Genomic DNA, 17,915 nt, shown 5'->3' with positions numbered 1-17,915 from the left:
CGAGAAAAGGTACTTTTGACCCATTAGGCGAATCGCACAATTCGACAAATAAAAAAAACTCTATCTGAATGAGATAGAGTCTACTGCTGAAAATAGTGTTCGTATGGCGTCCAATCAATCTGTTCTTCGGTTAGCGCTTTCTTTAAGAACTTGTGATCGCGCTTCGGTGTTGCGGCGATGTAACCCTTTACCACAAGTTCGGTCGTCATTTTTTTTGCACGCGATTCAAGCGCGAATTGACCGATTTTACCTGCGATTTTTCGGATCGCGACGTCGCGGAACAACTCGGGTACCGGTGTGACGAGACGATCTAATAGCGTCCGCGTCTCCGGAGTCCAGAGATGACGCGTTCTTTCTATATAATCATCTTCGATGTCAAGTAGGGAACGTCCATCTTCTTTTGGCATTCGTTTTAAAAACTTACGAAACATGAAGTACCCGCCAATCGTCATGAGTCCAATCATGACGAATCCCCAGAATACAATGAAATACATCATCAAGTTTTCTGGCATCGTCTTTCCCCCGTTCTATACATTCACTTGCTTTCATCGTTAGTATACAAAAAAGAATCCATTTGCAAAAGGCGTACGTCCCATTAGGATAGACGAACCGAATTGATTTCGTTAGAATAGATAGCGTTGCTACGAGAATAAGCATGAACTGAGACGAGAAAGGAAAGGTCTATCCTATATGAGCCAATTGAAACAGGAAGTCGAGAGACGTCGGATATTCGGCATTATCTCTCACCCGGATGCGGGGAAAACAACATTAACAGAGAAATTACTTTTGCACGGTGGTGCGATTCGCGAGGCAGGTACGGTCAAGGCGCGCAAAAACTCAAAACACGCAAAATCTGACTGGATGGAAATCGAGAAACAACGTGGGATCTCGGTCACATCGTCTGTCATGCAATTCATCTATCAAGACAAGGTTGTATCGATCATGGATACACCAGGACACAACGACTTCGGTGAAGACACGTATCGCGTGTTGACATCAGTCGATAGCGCGGTCATGGTCATTGATGCTGCGAAAGGGATTGAAACACAGACGAAAAAACTATTCCAAGTTTGTCGGATGCGTGGGATTCCAATCTTCACATTTATGAACAAGTTGGATCGTCAGGCAAAAGATCCGCTTGAATTGATGGAAGAGCTCGAAGAAGTGTTAGGCATGCCTTCTGTCGCGATTACATGGCCAATCGGAAGCGGAATGCAATTTGAAGGTGTCTACGACCGAATGAAAAATGAGGTCCACTTGTTCCGTGGGGAGAAGTCGACACTTCAACTGGGTGAGGACGGAGTGAACGATCCGATTCTCGCCGATCATTTGTCGGAAGAGAACTTGACGAACCTCCGCGATGAGATCGACCTTCTCGATGGAGCGGGGAACGAGATTGATGTCGAGGCGATCCAGAGCGGTAAATTGACACCGGTATTTTTCGGAACAGCGCTCGTCGACTTTGGCGTGACTGCGTTCTTGAATCACTATTTAGAGATGTCTCCGGCTCCTGAGGCACGTAAGTCGAACGTCGGTCCAATCAATCCGACATCAGAAGACTTCAGTGGATTCGTCTTCAAGATTCAGGCGAACATGAATCCGGCACACCGCGATCGCATCGCCTTTGTACGCATCTGTTCAGGTGTGTTTGAGCGTGGGATGGATGTGACGCTCACTCGTACTGGGAAAAAGATAAAATTGAGCCAATCGACACAATTGATGGCGAACGATCGAGAAACAGTCGACCAAGCGTTTGCTGGTGATGTCATCGGGATCTATGATTCTGGGACGTATCAAATTGGAGATACCATCACCACATCGAAGCAGAAGATTGCGTTTGAGGCGCTGCCAACTTTCCCACCGGAATTGTTCATGCGCGTTTCGCCGGTCAACTCGCTCAAGTCGAAACACTTCCACAAAGGGGTAGAACAGCTTGCGCAAGAAGGGGCGATTCAAGTGTATCGCAACGAATATAACGAGATTTATCTCGGCGCGGTCGGACAACTTCAATTCGAGGTATTCGAATATCGTTTAAACAATGAATATGGCGTCGATATTCGAATGGAACCAGTCTCATATAGCGTTGCTCGTTGGGTCAAAGATAAAGAGTTGAAGGCATTGAAACCGTTCCAAGATTCACGGAACATGCTCGTTACAGACCGTTGGGAACGTCCGGTCTTCCTGTTCGCGAACGAGTTCACATATGAACGGTTCGCTGAGCGTCACGCAGATGACTTGACGCTTGTTGAGGCACTTGACGTCAACGAAGAGATCGGTACGGAAGAATAAGTTGTAAACACCTCGTTTCTGAGGTGTTTTTTTGTTGTGAAGTAAGTCATTTTAGTTTTGATAAGTTTTACTTATGACTAATTTGTGACGGAATGTATTTTACGTCACGCTATACTTGTATTATGATAAATATGTGAAAAGTAAGCGATTACGCATTGTCGTGTGGTCGGCGCTTTCAAAAAGGGGGAAATTGCAATGGAACAGACGAATGTTTTAGACGCCTTCGCATCTCGGACAAAGTTCGAAGCGAACGGGCAATCGTATGATTTTTATCGTTTGAAAAAATTGGAAGAAGAAGGATTGACGGACATCAGCCGTCTTCCGTATTCGATTCGCGTTCTTCTTGAATCGGTTCTCCGTCAACAAGACGGGCGTGCCATCACGAAAGAACATGTCGAGAACTTGGCAAAATGGGGCACTGCCGACGTCTCGAAAGACATTGACGTACCGTTCAAACCGGCACGTGTCGTACTTCAAGACTTCACGGGTGTACCGACGGTCGTAGACCTTGCTTCACTTCGTAAAGCGATGGCAGACCTCGGTGGAGACCCAAACAAAATCAACCCAGAAATTCCTGTCGATCTCGTCGTCGACCACTCAGTTCAAGTAGATGCATATGGTTTCGCTGGCGCATTGATGAAAAACATGGACATCGAATTTGAACGTAACGAAGAACGTTATAAGTTCTTACGTTGGGCTCAGACGGCATTTGACAACTATCGTGCCGTACCACCTGCAACGGGGATTGTTCACCAAGTAAACTTGGAGTACTTGGCATCTGTCGTCCTCGAGAAGAATGATGCAGAAGGTACAGTTGCTTATCCAGATTCACTCGTCGGAACGGATTCGCACACAACGATGATCAACGGACTCGGTGTTCTTGGCTGGGGTGTTGGAGGAATCGAGGCGGAAGCAAGCATGCTCGGTCAACCATCATACTTCCCAGTGCCAGACGTCGTCGGTGTCAAAATCATCGGTGAAGTAAACCCTGGTGTGACAGCGACAGATGTGGCGCTCGTCGTGACAGAGATGCTCCGTCATGAAAAAGTTGTCGGGAAATTCGTTGAATTCTTCGGACCGTCGCTCCACACGATGCCACTTTCAGACCGTGCGACGATTGCAAACATGGCGCCTGAATATGGTGCGACATGTGGATTCTTCCCGGTCGATACGGAAACATTGAACTACATGCGTACGACTGGTCGCTCTGAAGAGTTGATTTCACTCGTCGAAGAATACTCTAAAGCGAATGATCTCTTCTATACACCAGATCAAGCTGATCCAACGTTCACAAAAGTGTTGACACTCGACTTGTCGAAAGTCCAGCCTTCACTTGCGGGTCCGAAACGTCCACAAGACCGAATCAACCTCTCAGACGTTCAAACATCGTTCATCGATAGCTTGAGTGCTCCTGCAGGAAACAGTGGCTTCGGACTTGACCGTTCTGAACTCGACAAAACGGCGACAGTCAAGTACGAGGACGGCGCAGTCGACATGAGTACGGGAGATGTTGCGATTGCAGCCATCACAAGCTGTACGAACACGTCGAACCCATACGTCATGGTCGGTGCTGGACTCGTTGCGAAGAAAGCCGTTGAACGTGGCTTAACCGTTCCGAAATACGTGAAGACATCACTCGCACCAGGTTCGAAAGTCGTAACGGACTACTTGGATAAGGCTGGTTTGACTTCTTACTTGGACGAACTTGGCTTCAACACGGTCGGATACGGCTGTACGACATGTATCGGAAACTCTGGTCCGCTTGACCGTGAAGTCGAAGATACGATCACAGAAAACGACTTGCTCGTGTCGTCAGTCCTCTCTGGTAACCGTAACTTTGAAGGGCGCGTTCACCCGCTCGTGAAGGCAAACTTCTTGGCATCACCACCGCTCGTCGTCGCTTACGCTCTTGCCGGGTCAGTCAACTTCGACATCATGAATGATTCGTTCGGTACAGACAAAGATGGAAATGAAGTATACTTCAAAGACATCTGGCCATCAAACGATGAAATCAAAATGGTTGTCCAAGACGTCGTATCACCAGAAGCATTCCGTAAAGAGTACGAAACGGTCTTCACTGGTAACGAGCGTTGGAACGCACTCGATGTTCCGGAAGGAAACTTGTATGACTTCTCAGATGAGTCGACATACATCCAAAACCCACCGTTCTTCGAACAACTCGAACCAGAAGCGGGCGAGGTTCATGCATTGAATGGCTTACGTGTCATCGGGAAGTTTGCGGATTCGGTTACGACCGACCACATCTCGCCAGCTGGATCATTCTCGAAGACGACACCAGCCGGTCAATACCTCCTTTCTAAAGGGGTAGAGCCAATCGACTTCAACTCATATGGTTCTCGCCGTGGTAACCATGAAGTCATGATGCGTGGTACGTTCGCAAACATTCGTATCCGCAACCAAGTTGCTCCAGGAACTGAAGGTGGCTTTACGACGTACTGGCCAACTGGTGAAATCATGCCAATGTATGATGCGGCTATGAAGTACAAGGAACAGGGAACAGGTCTTGTTGTCCTTGCAGGAAATGATTACGGAATGGGATCATCTCGTGACTGGGCAGCGAAAGGGACGAATCTTCTTGGAATCCGTGCGGTCATCGCACAAAGTTTCGAGCGGATTCACCGTTCGAACCTTGTTATGATGGGTGTGCTCCCGCTTCAGTTCTTAGACGGTGAATCGGCTGAATCACTCGGATTGACTGGTGAAGAAGCAATTGATATTCAAGTCGATGAGTCTGTACGTCCGCGCGATATTTTGAACGCAAAAGCGACACATGAAAACGGAACGGTGACAGAGTTCAAAGTCATCGCTCGTTTCGACTCTGAAGTTGAAATTGATTACTACCGTCACGGTGGAATCCTGCAAATGGTTCTCCGTAACAAATTGAAATAAGTGCTAGTCCATGACCTTCCTTTGAAAAAAGGAAGGTTTTTTTCATGAATATGCAATTTTAAGGTGAAAGTTTTAAAAGATTCGGGAACAGGAAGACAGGGAGGGGTGCGCTTATGGATAAGGAAGAGAAGCTCGGAAAGAGTTGGTGGAAACGATTGACGCAACAAAAAGAGGTGGAACCGGATCGAGAAATTGATATCACCCTTTCAGAATTGCGTCAGGCGATTCACGAATATGAACAGACACTGCCAAAAGGTGTGAATCGCACTGTCCTACTGGATGACTCGCAAGAAATCGACACCAAACGCTTGAAACATCACCTTTCGGGAATCCCGAAACAACGTTTCTTCATGTCAAAAGAGACGTTTCATATCGTACCGGAAGATGAACGCGACGTCATTTATGAAATGGATCAAGTGCAACGGGCACTCGATCTGTATATGGACCAGGAGAAGAAATTACCGTTACAAAAATTTCAGAACGCGCTTCAACTCGATTTGACCCGTTTACGAGAGGGGGGTTATTTAAAAACGTTGCCAAAAAGACCTTACTATGTGGTCGATGAAACATTGATTGTTTCACTGGAGCCCAAAGAAACAACTTGATGACAAGACACCTATCTATTGGACGGTAAACAACACATTTATGTACACATAGGGTTGTGACTTGTTTCAAAAGTATGTTAGGGTGGAAAACGTATATGAAAATAGAAAATTAAATAGGAGTGATTTTATGGAACGAAAAAGCCGTGTGACGACCGTATTCGTCGTATCTGCAATCATAACTGGCTTATTTACGATTTGGGGACTTTTCCCCGAGAGTTTATTAGGTAATGCCAGTCTATTAAACGTGACGAGTACGTTACAAGGCTGGCTCTCAAACGGGATGGGTTGGTTCTATCTCTTGAGCGCCACCGGGTTTTTACTGGTTGCCATCTTTTTAATCTTTTCAAGATATGGTTCGATTCGACTTGGAAAGGATACAGATCGTCCAGAATTTAGTTATTTATCATGGTTTGCCATGTTATTCAGTGCCGGGATGGGAATTGGACTCATCTTCTGGGGAGCGGCTGAACCGTTGCTCCACTTCCACTCACCACCATTCGCTTCCCCCACACCTGAAGGAGATGCACGGACTGCTATGCGTTATGCATTTTTCCATTGGGGCTTCCATCCATGGGCGATTTACGCAATGATTGCGCTCGCCATCGCATATTCGACGTTTAGAAAAGGTCGTCCCGCGACGATTGGGGAGACGATCGGTTCGCTCGTCCATAACCGCTACGAACAACCCGTGAAGCAAACGGTCGATATCCTTGCGGTCATTGCGACGGCATTCGGGGTAGCGACTTCACTTGGTTTTGGTGCTCAACAAATTGCCGGTGGCCTTCATTACCTCATCCCTGGGGTACCGAACGCTTTCGTGACACAGTTGATCATCATTGCCGTCGTAACGGTGCTCTACATGATCAGTGCTTCGACAGGTCTTGACAAAGGAATTCGAATCTTAAGTAATACGAATATTTTCTTGGCAATTGTCCTACTTGTAGCGACGATGTTTGCGGGACCGACAGCTTTCATTTTCGACTTGTTCACACAAACGGTCGGAACTTATTTGCAGCAGCTCCCGAGCATGAGTTTCCGTACAGCCGCTTTTGAACCCGTTGAACGTGAATGGGTAAACGGTTGGACCATCTTCTACTGGGCTTGGTGGATTTCTTGGTCACCATTCGTCGGAACGTTTATCGCACGTGTATCGAAAGGGCGTACGATTCGGGAATTTATCATCGGAATCTTACTTGTCCCGACATCATTCGGATTATTATGGTTCTCCGTCTTCGGCGGTTCGGCCATCTGGGCTGATTTGTTCGGAGGATATAGCTTAATTGATCAAGTAAACGAAATCGGTACTGAAGTCGGGCTCTTCGCACTGTTTGAGACGTTCGGTGGTTTTGGGACGCTACTCAGTGTAATCGCCATCTTCTTGATTTCGACATTCTTTATTACATCGGCCGACTCTGCGACATACGTCCTCGGTATGCTTACATCGAACGGGAAGCTCGTCCCGCCGATGGGGATTAAAATGACTTGGGGAATCATCCAATCGTCAATCGCAGCCGTATTGCTGTATGCTGGTGGATTAGATGCTCTACAAGCTGTTGCGATTCTCGCAGCCTTCCCATTCATCTTCGTGCTCATCTTTATGATGATTGCCTTATTCAAGGATCTTACCGACGAACCGGATGAACGAGATAAATGGCTAGAGATGCAAAAGAAAGATGAAGATAAACTAGGTTAATTCGAAAGGGTCTCAGATGAGGCCCTTTTTCGGTCAAAAATATTTTGCTTGTCCTTCTCGCTAGTGTAGGATAGTAAGTGAAGAAACGAGGAGGATAGGCTATGAAACAACAGATAAAAAAACGGTTGAGCTGGGTGATATTGGCCGGCATCCTCATTGTCGGGGCATTACTCGCTTATAACTTCTATGTGCTCATGGATTTGAGCGGGGAAGAGGAAGAGCAAGTCGAACCATTCTACTCGAATGTCGTGATCGGATATCAAGAACGCAAACTTCCAAAAGAAGGCGAAGAGCTCGAAGAACGAGAGTATCTTGTCACGTATGATGAGGACGGATATTTTGTATCTGAAGTCGTGACGGGTCCAAATGTTGGCGCGAAAGCTGAATGGGATGGAGAGACCTACTTAGAGTTCAATCCGGACGGGGAAGAAGTTCTTCGACAGGAGACGAACTCCGGAGCAGTCGCACCTCATCCATTCTTGTCACGTGCAACGAACGAACAGATTCGTAAATGGCTCGATGACGGGACGCTCGGTTCAAGTGAAGGCGAAACCGATTTGGTCGGACGTACCGCGCAAGCGTATGTGAAATCAGAATCGGCTGAGACCGTTCCGGAAGAGTGGATTGAAAACTATCCATCGATTTTTAGTGAAGAAGAAAATAAAGAGACTGTCACATATTATGTCGATGCGCATGAACGAATCTTGCTCGCGGCAGAATCGCGGAATAACGGGAAGTTATTCCATTCGATTCGGATGACATCGTTTGAATCAAGATAATCCGATGGGGAGCAGACATGATGTCGGCTCCCTTGTCGTCTGAAAGGGAGAACAAGATGAAACAAATTCAAGTGGAACAAGTTCAAACGGACTTGACGAACTGGGAAGCTGGAGAAAAAGTAAACGAGGCGGCATTGTTATCTTACGCACATTGGTCTCGTGCGACTCAGCACCAAGAAGAATTAATTCGTTCCTTGCGGCTGCTCGCAACACATCGGCTCCAACAAAAGGAAACGATGGACCCGTTACTCAACCGCTGGGTAAAAGAGTTGGAGGCGATGAACGCACTTCCTCCAGAGCTTCGTCTGTTTCAACTGAATGAGCAGTTGCGTCGTTCGAAACAGGCGCTTCAAATCGACTGGCCAACCTTACGAGAGGCCGATTACGCCTCGATGAAGGTTCAAATCTTAACAGAGTACGAGTCAAAAACGTCAGCTTTGCTCGATCAACTTGACCAACTCCATGATGAGGTGGAGACTGCGAAGTCTGATTTACGTGATTCTGAATGGCGCGGACAATTGGAAAACCTGTTTGAAGCGATCATCGAAGCGATGCAAGAGGTCGCATCTCTTGAAGATGATACCGCCTCCTTGCTCGCATCGATGCAGGGGAACTATTTCAGTCGTGAAGCGTTTCATCGATTCGGGGAGCGCGTTACCCTTGTGAAAGAACGGCTACACACGATTTGTGAGCTACTACCAGACCGTCCGACCGAGGCACGTTCAAGTGCGATTGAATCACTTGAAGACATGATTGGGCTCGATGACATCAAAGCGCGTGTAAAAGCGTGGTATCGCTTCCTCCTTTTCCAAAAAGAACGAGAGAAGGCCGGTTTTTCTTCAAAACATCAACCATCCCTTCATCTCGTCTTTACAGGGAATCCAGGAACCGGGAAGACGACATTAGCAAGACTCATGGCCGAAATTTACTTTGAACTCGGCTTATTAGGACGCCCGGACCTTGTCGAGGCAGACCGTTCGAGCCTTGTCGGTGCCTATGTTGGGCAAACGGAAGAGCAGGTAATGAACAAGGTGAAAGAGGCAGAAGGTGGTGTCTTATTCATCGATGAAGCATACGCATTGAAGCGTCAGGATGCGAGTGGCAGTGATTACGGACAAGCGGCCATCGATACGCTCGTCGCCGCGATGACGAGTGGCGAATATGCTGGCAAGTTCGTCGTCATTCTAGCTGGCTACCCAGAAGAAATGCGTCATTTCCTCTTGGCGAACCCCGGTTTACGTTCACGATTCCCTGAGTCGAATCACTACGAGTTACCGAACTACCGTGACGAAGAATTGGTCGCCATCGGTGAGAAAGTGGCACAAGAGAACAATTACGTGCTGACGGAAGAGGCGAAACGATCACTTCTTGCTCGAATCGACAGAGAACGGGTCGACTCGACGTTCGGAAATGCCCGGACTGTCCATAACATTTTACTTGATGCGATGTTTAAGAAGGGTTCCCGCTTCGGTGCAGATGCTCCGTTAGACGAAATGGCGCTCTTGACTGAAGAAGACTTTGATCAGCCAGATGATGAATCGAGTCCGACATCGTTAGATGACCTTGTCGGCATGGAAGATGCAAAAGCACAACTGGCTGAAATTGAAGCACTCATCAAGATACAGAAGAAACGAAAAGCGCTCGGTTTGAAGACGGCGCCGGTCCAGCTCCATGTGACACTTACCGGAAACAGCGGTACCGGTAAAACGACATTTGCCTATCTGTATGCACAGATGTTGAAACGGACAGGTTATTTGAAGCGAGGCCATGTCAATGTCGTCAGTCGTGCAGATTTAGTTAGTGGCTATGTGGGACAGACAGCTCAAAAAACGAAAGCGGCGATCCGTGACGCCCTTGGCGGCGTCTTACTAATTGACGAGGCCTATAGTTTGAACGGCGGGGCGAACGACTATGGCCGGGAGGCAATCGATACACTCGTTGATGAAATGCCGAAACATGGCGAGAATCTTGTCGTCGTCCTTGCCGGTTACGAAGGTCCGATGCGCCGATTAATTGAATCCAACCCTGGTCTTAGTAGCCGAATGAAACGGACGATTCATTTTGCTGACTATACGCAAGAACAGTTAGTGGACATCGCAAAAAATTACGCAAGTCAGTTCGGATATGTGATGGAGGAAGATGCGCTTGAAGCATTAGCTACTCGCTTACATGAAATCAAACATGCGAACGCGCGCACCGCTCTATCTGTTATCGATGAATCGATTGCTCGTCAGTCCTATCGTTTGGTGTCGACGGAGGATGAGAATGTGTCACTCCAGCAATTATTAGTAGTAGATATTAAGAGTAAGTTATAATATACTTGTCGTAGGAAAGAAGGATGATTCAATGCACACGGTTCAAATCCCAGTAAGGTATCAAGAGACGGACATGATGGGCATCGTCTATCATGCCAACTATTTAGTTTATTTAGAGATTGCGCGCACGGAATTGTTACGACAACTAGGTGTCGAGTATAAAGATATGGAAGAAGCGGGATTTGTCTCTCCTGTGACAAATGTATCCATGGACTATAAGCGTAGCGTGACGTATGGTGATACGGTTCATGTTCGTGTATGGGTCGATCAATATTCAAAAATCAGAACGATTTACGGCTATGAGTTGACGAATCAACATGGAGAACTTGTTGGCACAGCCACTACAACGCATGTCGTCGTCAAACGAGGCGACTTCAAACCGATTCGACTTGATCGAGAGTTCCCGAAATGGCATGAAATGTATTTGAACGTCATGAACCCTGTTTAAGAATCTTCTGTCTTCGTACCGTCAGTGTGGTATCATATCTTGACGGTACTTTTTGTTATCTAGAAAGGGGAAGATCGCATGCGTTATCCATCGATTTTGATGGTTTGCGGCGCCTTGACGTTCATGTTAGCCGGTTGTACGACAAACGAGCAAGTTGAACCGAAAGAACCAACAACACAGTCATCAACAGTAGATGAACCAGAGACAGAACCAAATGAACCGACTTCGGATCGTGAAGATGAGACAGTCACCGAGTCACCTTCTGAGGAGGAGACGTCGGACGAGTCTGAACAGCCGACCGAACCAGTAGAGGAAGAACCTGTGGCACCTAGTCAACCGATTGAAACGGATGGTGTGGCCAATTTGGAATTAGATGAATTGATTCTTGTAAACAAGAAAATTGCATTACCCGCCGACTATCAGCCGAGTGATTTGGTAGAGGCGAACATTGATTTTGTCGACTCGACAGTCGGTGAACGTCGAATGTTACGTAAAGAAGCTGCTCAGGCGATTGAAGGTCTAATGAAAGGTGCAAAAGCAGCAGGAATTGATTTGAAAGGGACGAGTGCGTTCCGTTCATACGCCTACCAAGTCAATCTCTTCAATGCTTATGTCGAACGAGATGGCAAAGAACAAGCCATGAAATATTCCGCACCACCAGGTCATTCTGAACATCAAACAGGACTTGCGATTGACGTATCGAGCGCCTCGGTCAACTATCAACTGACTCAAAGTCTCGGTGAAACGGTTGAAGGAAAATGGCTGGCAGATCATGCTCACGAGTATGGATTTATCATCCGTTACCAAAAAGCCTTTGAGGAAGAAACCGGATATATGTACGAACCATGGCACTTACGCTATATCGGTACTGAGCATGCGAAACAGGTACATGCATTGAATCAGCCATATGATCGCTATATTGCGGAATTTGTGAAATAAGGGGAATTGCGATGCCATATGTGACAGAAATCATGATTATTATTTTAAGTTATTTACTTGGTGCCATTCCGTTTGCCCTCATCATCGGCAAGCTCGGCTATCGCGTAGACGTTCGAGAACATGGGAGCGGCAATCTGGGAACGACGAACACGTTTCGTGTATTAGGGAAGAAGGCAGGAATCCTCGTCTTACTCGGTGACATGGGGAAAGGTCTTGTCGCTGCATTGCTGCCTCTACTGTTCGGAAGCGAGATGAGCCTGCTTCTTGCCGGGATTCCGGCAGTGATTGGACACTCTTATCCTGTCTTTGCGAAATTCAAAGGTGGAAAATCGGTTGCGACGAGCGGTGGTGTTTTGTTGGCAGCCTTCCCATGGTTCTTCTTTGTCGTCGTCGGTACATTCATCGTGACTCTCCTCACCTCGCGCATGGTATCCCTCTCCTCGATGGCTGCCGCCGTGGTAGGACTGGTGACGGCAACGACTTATAGCATCGTGACGAAAGATTGGTTACCCCTGATCGTCATCGTGCCACTCGCATTGTTCATTATTATTAAGCATCGTACCAATTGGCAACGTATACGTGCTGGAAAAGAACCAAAAGTTCCGCTGTTTCAACACAAGCCGAAATCATGACTCATGCAGGTACGTCCGTGAAGGGCGTGCCTTTTTTTGTGTATTGTCGTTGATTTACACAAAAAAGAAACAAAAACATGTTGGATTTGCTCGTTCTTTACTTTCAATTTACGTTAAATTTACATGCGTTCGTTACACTAGAAAAGGAAAGATTATTGTGGAGGAGGCAGGGACGTGTCTTTAATCGGTGAAGAGCGTAAACAGAAAATTGTAGAATGGATCGAAAGAGAAGGCAAAGTAAAAACAAGCGAGTTGATCGAGCGTTTGAACGTATCGGGGGAATCGATTCGCCGTTATTTAGAAGAATTAGAAAAAGAACATCGAATCAAACGTGTATACGGTGGAGCGGTCCTTCATCAGAGCATGTCCTTTCAGCCTATCGTGATTGCAAACATGGATGGAATTCGTCGGATTGCCTATACCGCATTTCAGTTGATTCCAGATGATACATTATTATATATCGGACACGGGGTCGCGGCAGAGCAAGTGGCTTCCCGGTTACGTGGTCGCAATGTGACGGTCGTGACGCCATCGTTGACGGTGGCGAAGGCGTTGTTTGAACAGCGGGCGAAAGGTGTGCTTGGTGGCGAAATTCAGCTATTAGGTGGTACAATCGACCCGAAACATCTCGTGACGACAGGTGAGCAGGTCCTGGCGCAACTACAGACATACATGTTCGACCTTGCCATTTTGTCCGTCGAAGGGGTCGACGCATCACTAGGTTTAACATGTGACGCTTTCGGCCTCGCCAGTATCACCCAGTCGGTGATGTCACAAAGTCGCGAGACGTTCTTACTGACGGACCATACCCAACTAAATCAACAAAAACGGTATCGCGTCTGTGATTTTTCGAAGGTGACGGCGATTATCTCTGATTTTCCGGAGCCTCAAGATTTCAAAGGCGTCTTAGCCGAACATGGTGTGGACTGGAAGTTCGCACCGTAAAGGGAGCGATTTAATGAATGTAGAAGTGATTGTCACTACACTAACGGAAGCTATTCAGGCTGAGCAATTCGGTGCGAAACGACTCGAACTGATTGCGGATATGGAAAACGGGGGCATCACACCAAGTTTTGGAACGATTCGAAATGTGGTCGAACATGTGTCGATTCCGGTGCATGTGATGATAAGACCCCATACACATTCGTTCCATTTCAATGAGGATGATGTCGAGACTATGCTTGCGGATATCGGTCTATGCCGTGAGCTAGGTGTCGATGGAATCGTATTCGGTGCATTGACACAGGATGGCGCGATTGACGAGCGGATCTTAGGGGAAGTGATCAAGCACAAAGGGGAAATGACGCTCACGTTCCACCGTGCTTTTGATGCATCACGTGATGTCTTTGAAGCGATGGATGTGTTGAATGAATATCCGGAAGTAGATATTCTCCTTACTTCAGGCGGTGCCAAAACTGTACTAGAAGGAATCGAAACCTTGATAGCCTTGAAGGAACAGGCCGAGATGACAATTTTGCCTGGTGCAGGGATCACGGTGGAAACGTTACCGATTCTTCAAGAACGTCTTGACGTAGCGATGGTACACATAGGAAATGGCGTACGAACGAATGGACAGCTCGATGAAGTGAAGTTCAAACAACTTCTTGGATGAGCCAATGCGGAAAACAGTCGGAAGACTGTTTTTTTGCTATAATGAGAGAAAACAATAAATGTAGGTGAATTCATGCAATCTTCCGTTTACAAACAATATGCGCTACGAATGCTATCAGGGAAGTGGGGCATTTCATTACTCGTCGTCTTAACTGTCATGGTCATTCAAGCGATGATCACGACCCGACTTGATCTCTCGGCGAACGACCCCGAAGTTCTTTTGACATCGGTGGCGCTTCTTTACGGGGCGACGGTTCTGCTCGCACCTATCGAGCTCGGGAAAAATTGGGTGTTTCTCCAGGTGGCGAAAGATGAAAAGCCAACGTTCGGATTGTTGATTGAATCGTTCGGGTCACTTAAAGACTATTCACGTGCCGTGGTCTATTATGCGGTATTCTATTTAGGTCTAAACGTTCTGATGCTTTTCCTGATTGTACCTGGTGTCTGGTTCTATTTGACGTATCGCATCGCGCCATTTATCATGCGAGATGAGCCGGACCTATCTGCATTCCAGGCGATGCGAAAAAGCCGCCAAATGATGAAAGGGCACAAACAGACGATGTTAAAGCTCTATGCGAGTTTTATCGGATGGTATGCGCTCGTCCTTCTTACTGGAGGCTTAGCTTATATCTTTGTCACACCATATCTTCAAACGGCGATTTCTGGACTCTATTTAGAGTTAAATGCCTCCTATCAAGCAAAACAACCGGTCGGATAACCCGACCGGTTGTTTTATGTTCCGTGCTGATCTGACTTTTTGGGGTTTGGGGCGTCTTCAAAATCTTGTTTTTCCTCTTCCGACGCATCCGCATGCCACTTTTTTGCTTGCTCGGTGGCAATGGGGATCGCTTTCGTCTCAGAGTAGCCTTGCGCGAGTAATGCGTTCGCGATATCAATGGCTTTCTTTTTTACAAGTGGATCGAAGTTTTTCAGTGATTCTGGATAGTCTTTCATATTCCATGGCACGAAAATCGCCTCCTTCACTCCTACTAATTCCACAAACATCCGGTTTCAAACGTCTTGATGAAGATAATACTCGATCAGTGCTTGCGTGCCATTCTCTCCGTATCCATTCTTTTCAAGAATTGAATAGAGGCGATGTGCGAGCTCGAGACCTGGTAATGTCACTTGTAGCTCGTGTGCGCTCTCGATAGCGAGTGTCATGTCTTTGATAAAGTGTTTGATGAAGAAGCCAGGTGCATAATCTTCGACAATCATGCGTGGAACCAAGTTTTCAAGCGTCCAGCTACCTGCTGCCCCACCACGAATCGTACGAACGAGTGCCTCTGGGTCAATTCCAGCTCGTTTACTGAACGCTAACATTTCGGCATTCCCCATCATGATTCCGGCAATGGCGATTTGATTGGCAAGTTTCGCATATTGACCGCTTCCTGCGTATCCCATTCGTTCTATCGATTGTCCCATCGCTTCAAATAAAGGCTTCGCTTTATTGAAGGCGAATTCACCCCCACCGACTAAAATCGATAGCGTTCCATTTTTGGCGCCGACATCGCCTCCAGTTACTGGTGCGTCAAGTGGGAGGAGACTCCGCTCAATGGCTGTCTCAGCTATCCGTTCAGCCAGTTTCGGTGAGGACGTCGTCATGTCGATCAATAATGTACCTGGTTCTGCCGAATCAAGAATGTTTCCTTCACCAAAATAGATGGATTCGACATCAGACGGATAGCCGACAATCGTGATGATGGCATCGGCGTCTCGGCAAACGTCCCGTACCGAATCACACCATGTCACACCTTCCTCTAACAATGCGGCTGCCTTCTCTTTCGTCCGTGTGTATGCTTGCACTTCAAATCCGTGTTTCATCAAGTTACGTACCATCGATTGGCCCATGACCCCGAGCCCGATAAATCCGATTGTTTTCATGTGGCTTGTCCCCCTAATAATTGTTGTGAAACGAGTCGTTGATATAGTTCATTCTCCGTTAAAAGTTGCTCATGTTTCCCGATCCCGCTGATTCGTCCATCTTCTAAGACGACTATCTGGTCGGCATGTCTGACAGTCGAGAGTCGGTGGGCAATCACAAGCGTCGTTCGTCCGACCATCAGGCGGTCTAACGCTTCTTGGACCACGCGTTCTGATTCTGAATCTAGACTTGATGTTGCCTCGTCGAGCAATAAAATCTGTGGATTTCGTAACAATGCTCGCGCGATAGAAAGTCGTTGTCGCTGCCCACCAGACAAACGGATACCTCGCTCACCAATCTCCGTATCGAGCTGTTCAGGCATCGTTTTAATAAACGACCATGCGTTGGCCATCTCACAGGCTTCTTTGATTTCATCATCGCTCGTTTCATGTCGAAGTCCGTACACAATGTTTGTCCGTACAGATCCCGAAAGGACGGGTGAATCTTGAGCGACATACCCGATGATTTGACGCCATGTGTCACGCCCGTATGTTTGAATCTCCCGATTTCCATATCGAATCGTCCCTGCCGTCGGTAAATAGAACTGTTCGACAAGTGAGAAAAGTGTCGTTTTCCCTGCACCACTCCGTCCGACGATGGCGGTTGTCGCCCCTGGTGAAACTTGAAGTGTCAATCCTTGGATGACGGGTTCAGTGCCATAATGGAAAGCAACGTCTTCAAATGAGAGTGCCGTCTGATGAATCAATTCTTCATGTGTGCTGTATGGTTCGGGACGGACTTCGAGCAACTCAGCAATCCGTTCCGTTGCTCCACGCGCCTTTTGAAGCCTTGTCAAAAATTCACTCATCGTGATGAGCGGCGTGATGATTTGGAAGAGATAGAGCATGAAGGCGAGTAGTTCGCCCGTTGATAAAGCTCCGGTCGAGACTCGATATGCGCCGAACCCGAGGATGGCAATCAACATCCCGGTCAAGGTCACATTGAGAAGGGGAATGAGGATTGCTTGAATTCGTCCTTCCTTCACCCCGTAATCGAACAGTGTCTCGATTTTTGCTTTGCCGGTTTTCACTTCCATCTGTTCCGTCGCTTGTGATTTGACGAGGCGGATTTCACCGAGCAGTTCGGCGAAGAAGCCGGAAAGATTTCCGAGTTCTTGTTGTGTCTCTTTTGCGATAATCCGAAGCTTCCGTCCGAGCGGTATGACAATGATGAGTGTGGTCGGAACAGAGAACAAGATGACGAGTGTCATTTGCCAATCGAGTGTGAACAAGATGGCGACGGCGCCGATGACCGAGACGAGGGAGGTCAACAACCTGACACTTTGTTCGGATAACAACTGTTGAAGCGTCGTCGTATCATTGTTCAACCGAGACACCAGTTCCCCCGACTTGATGCCGTCATAGAATGGAATCGGCAGTTTGACGAGATGGTCCCACAAGGTCGTGCGTAAATTGGCAACGACCCGTTGCCCCACAATATGTAACCAATAAATCGAAACGGCACTCGTGATGACCTGAATCAAAAATGCGATGACGAAATAGATGATCCATTCAGGTGTCAATAAGTCGCTGCTCCACCGGTCGACCACACGCTGCAAGATGAGCGGAATGGCCAGTGAGGCGACGGCTTGAAGGAGCGAGATCAGAATGGCTCCGATAAATAGATTTTTCGGAGGATTCGCGATTTTGAATAATTGAAAAAAAGTTTGCCATGTTGATGATTTCATTTTGGAAGTCCTCCTCTCCTCTTACTTTCGCTGTTTCAAAAACGGGTGTCAAGACGTCGAATCATACGAATGACTCATGCTAG

16 protein-coding genes are annotated in these 17,915 nt (G+C 47.2%); 12 read left to right on the top strand and 4 right to left on the bottom strand.

Features of this window, described 5'->3' with window-relative positions; all coding sequences use genetic code 11:
- Nucleotides 1-80: 80 nt before the first annotated feature.
- Nucleotides 81-512, bottom strand: a complete 432-nt coding sequence (locus GVY43_RS04415; protein WP_031423504.1) for a DUF2621 domain-containing protein — start codon at nt 510-512, stop codon at nt 81-83.
- 178 nt (nt 513-690) lie between these two features.
- On the opposite strand from GVY43_RS04415, the gene GVY43_RS04410 reads away from it, so the two are divergent.
- The 12 genes from GVY43_RS04410 to GVY43_RS04355 all read left to right on the top strand — a co-directional run bounded on the left by GVY43_RS04410 (nt 691) and on the right by GVY43_RS04355 (nt 14,939).
- Complete coding sequence (locus GVY43_RS04410; protein WP_159562397.1) at nt 691-2,289, top strand: peptide chain release factor 3; 1,599 nt, start codon at nt 691-693, stop codon at nt 2,287-2,289.
- 195 nt (nt 2,290-2,484) lie between these two features.
- Entirely contained in the window at nt 2,485-5,199 is a 2,715-nt protein-coding gene (gene acnA / locus GVY43_RS04405) for an aconitate hydratase AcnA (protein WP_012726444.1), read from the top strand.
- Between the two features lie 113 nt (nt 5,200-5,312).
- Nucleotides 5,313-5,804, top strand: a complete 492-nt coding sequence (locus tag GVY43_RS04400) for a DUF3939 domain-containing protein (RefSeq protein ID WP_159562396.1) — start codon at nt 5,313-5,315, stop codon at nt 5,802-5,804.
- 127 nt (nt 5,805-5,931) lie between these two features.
- Complete coding sequence (locus GVY43_RS04395) at nt 5,932-7,497, top strand: BCCT family transporter (RefSeq protein WP_159562395.1); 1,566 nt, start codon at nt 5,932-5,934, stop codon at nt 7,495-7,497.
- A gap of 101 nt (nt 7,498-7,598) precedes the next feature.
- Nucleotides 7,599-8,276 (top strand): hypothetical protein, encoded by a 678-nt coding sequence (locus GVY43_RS04390; protein ID WP_159562394.1) that lies wholly within the window; start codon nt 7,599-7,601, stop codon nt 8,274-8,276.
- Between the two features lie 56 nt (nt 8,277-8,332).
- Nucleotides 8,333-10,591, top strand: coding sequence for an AAA family ATPase (locus GVY43_RS04385; RefSeq protein ID WP_159562393.1), 2,259 nt, complete (start codon nt 8,333-8,335; stop codon nt 10,589-10,591).
- Between the two features lie 31 nt (nt 10,592-10,622).
- Nucleotides 10,623-11,039 carry a thioesterase family protein gene (locus GVY43_RS04380; protein ID WP_012726439.1) on the top strand — a complete coding sequence of 139 codons (417 nt, stop codon included), beginning with the start codon at nt 10,623-10,625 and terminating at the stop codon, nt 11,037-11,039.
- 78 nt (nt 11,040-11,117) lie between these two features.
- Nucleotides 11,118-11,978, top strand: a complete 861-nt coding sequence (locus tag GVY43_RS04375) for a D-alanyl-D-alanine carboxypeptidase family protein (protein ID WP_159562392.1) — start codon at nt 11,118-11,120, stop codon at nt 11,976-11,978.
- An 11-nt stretch (nt 11,979-11,989) separates the two neighbouring features.
- Entirely contained in the window at nt 11,990-12,610 is a 621-nt protein-coding gene (plsY, locus tag GVY43_RS04370) for a glycerol-3-phosphate 1-O-acyltransferase PlsY (RefSeq protein ID WP_012726437.1), read from the top strand.
- A gap of 174 nt (nt 12,611-12,784) precedes the next feature.
- Nucleotides 12,785-13,555, top strand: coding sequence for a DeoR/GlpR family DNA-binding transcription regulator (locus tag GVY43_RS04365; protein ID WP_012726436.1), 771 nt, complete (start codon nt 12,785-12,787; stop codon nt 13,553-13,555).
- A 13-nt stretch (nt 13,556-13,568) separates the two neighbouring features.
- On the top strand, nt 13,569-14,222 hold the full coding sequence (locus GVY43_RS04360; protein WP_159562391.1) for a copper homeostasis protein CutC: 654 nt from the start codon (nt 13,569-13,571) through the stop codon (nt 14,220-14,222).
- Nucleotides 14,223-14,294: 72 nt separating this feature from the next.
- Nucleotides 14,295-14,939 carry a DUF975 family protein gene (locus tag GVY43_RS04355; RefSeq protein ID WP_031423519.1) on the top strand — a complete coding sequence of 215 codons (645 nt, stop codon included), beginning with the start codon at nt 14,295-14,297 and terminating at the stop codon, nt 14,937-14,939.
- Nucleotides 14,940-14,953: 14 nt separating this feature from the next.
- Here the strand turns inward: GVY43_RS04355 and GVY43_RS04350 are convergent, their stop codons facing one another.
- The 3 genes from GVY43_RS04350 to GVY43_RS04340 are packed head-to-tail and all read right to left on the bottom strand — an operon-like array spanning nt 14,954 to nt 17,832.
- Entirely contained in the window at nt 14,954-15,187 is a 234-nt protein-coding gene (locus tag GVY43_RS04350; protein WP_012726433.1) for a hypothetical protein, read from the bottom strand.
- Nucleotides 15,188-15,232: 45 nt separating this feature from the next.
- Nucleotides 15,233-16,105 (bottom strand): NAD(P)-dependent oxidoreductase, encoded by an 873-nt coding sequence (locus GVY43_RS04345; protein ID WP_159562389.1) that lies wholly within the window; start codon nt 16,103-16,105, stop codon nt 15,233-15,235.
- Nucleotides 16,102-17,832, bottom strand: a complete 1,731-nt coding sequence (locus GVY43_RS04340) for an ABC transporter ATP-binding protein (RefSeq protein WP_159562388.1) — start codon at nt 17,830-17,832, stop codon at nt 16,102-16,104. The genes GVY43_RS04345 and GVY43_RS04340 overlap by 4 nt, the downstream gene beginning before the upstream one ends.
- Nucleotides 17,833-17,915: the final 83 nt, after the last annotated feature.

Origin of the sequence: Exiguobacterium sp. 8H, assembly GCF_902506255.1 — a bacterium.
In the GTDB taxonomy this organism is placed as follows: Bacteria; Bacillota; Bacilli; order Exiguobacteriales; family Exiguobacteriaceae; genus Exiguobacterium; species Exiguobacterium profundum.
The sequence above is the reverse complement of the archived record's forward strand: the minus strand, read 5'-3'. Positions and strand labels throughout refer to the sequence as shown.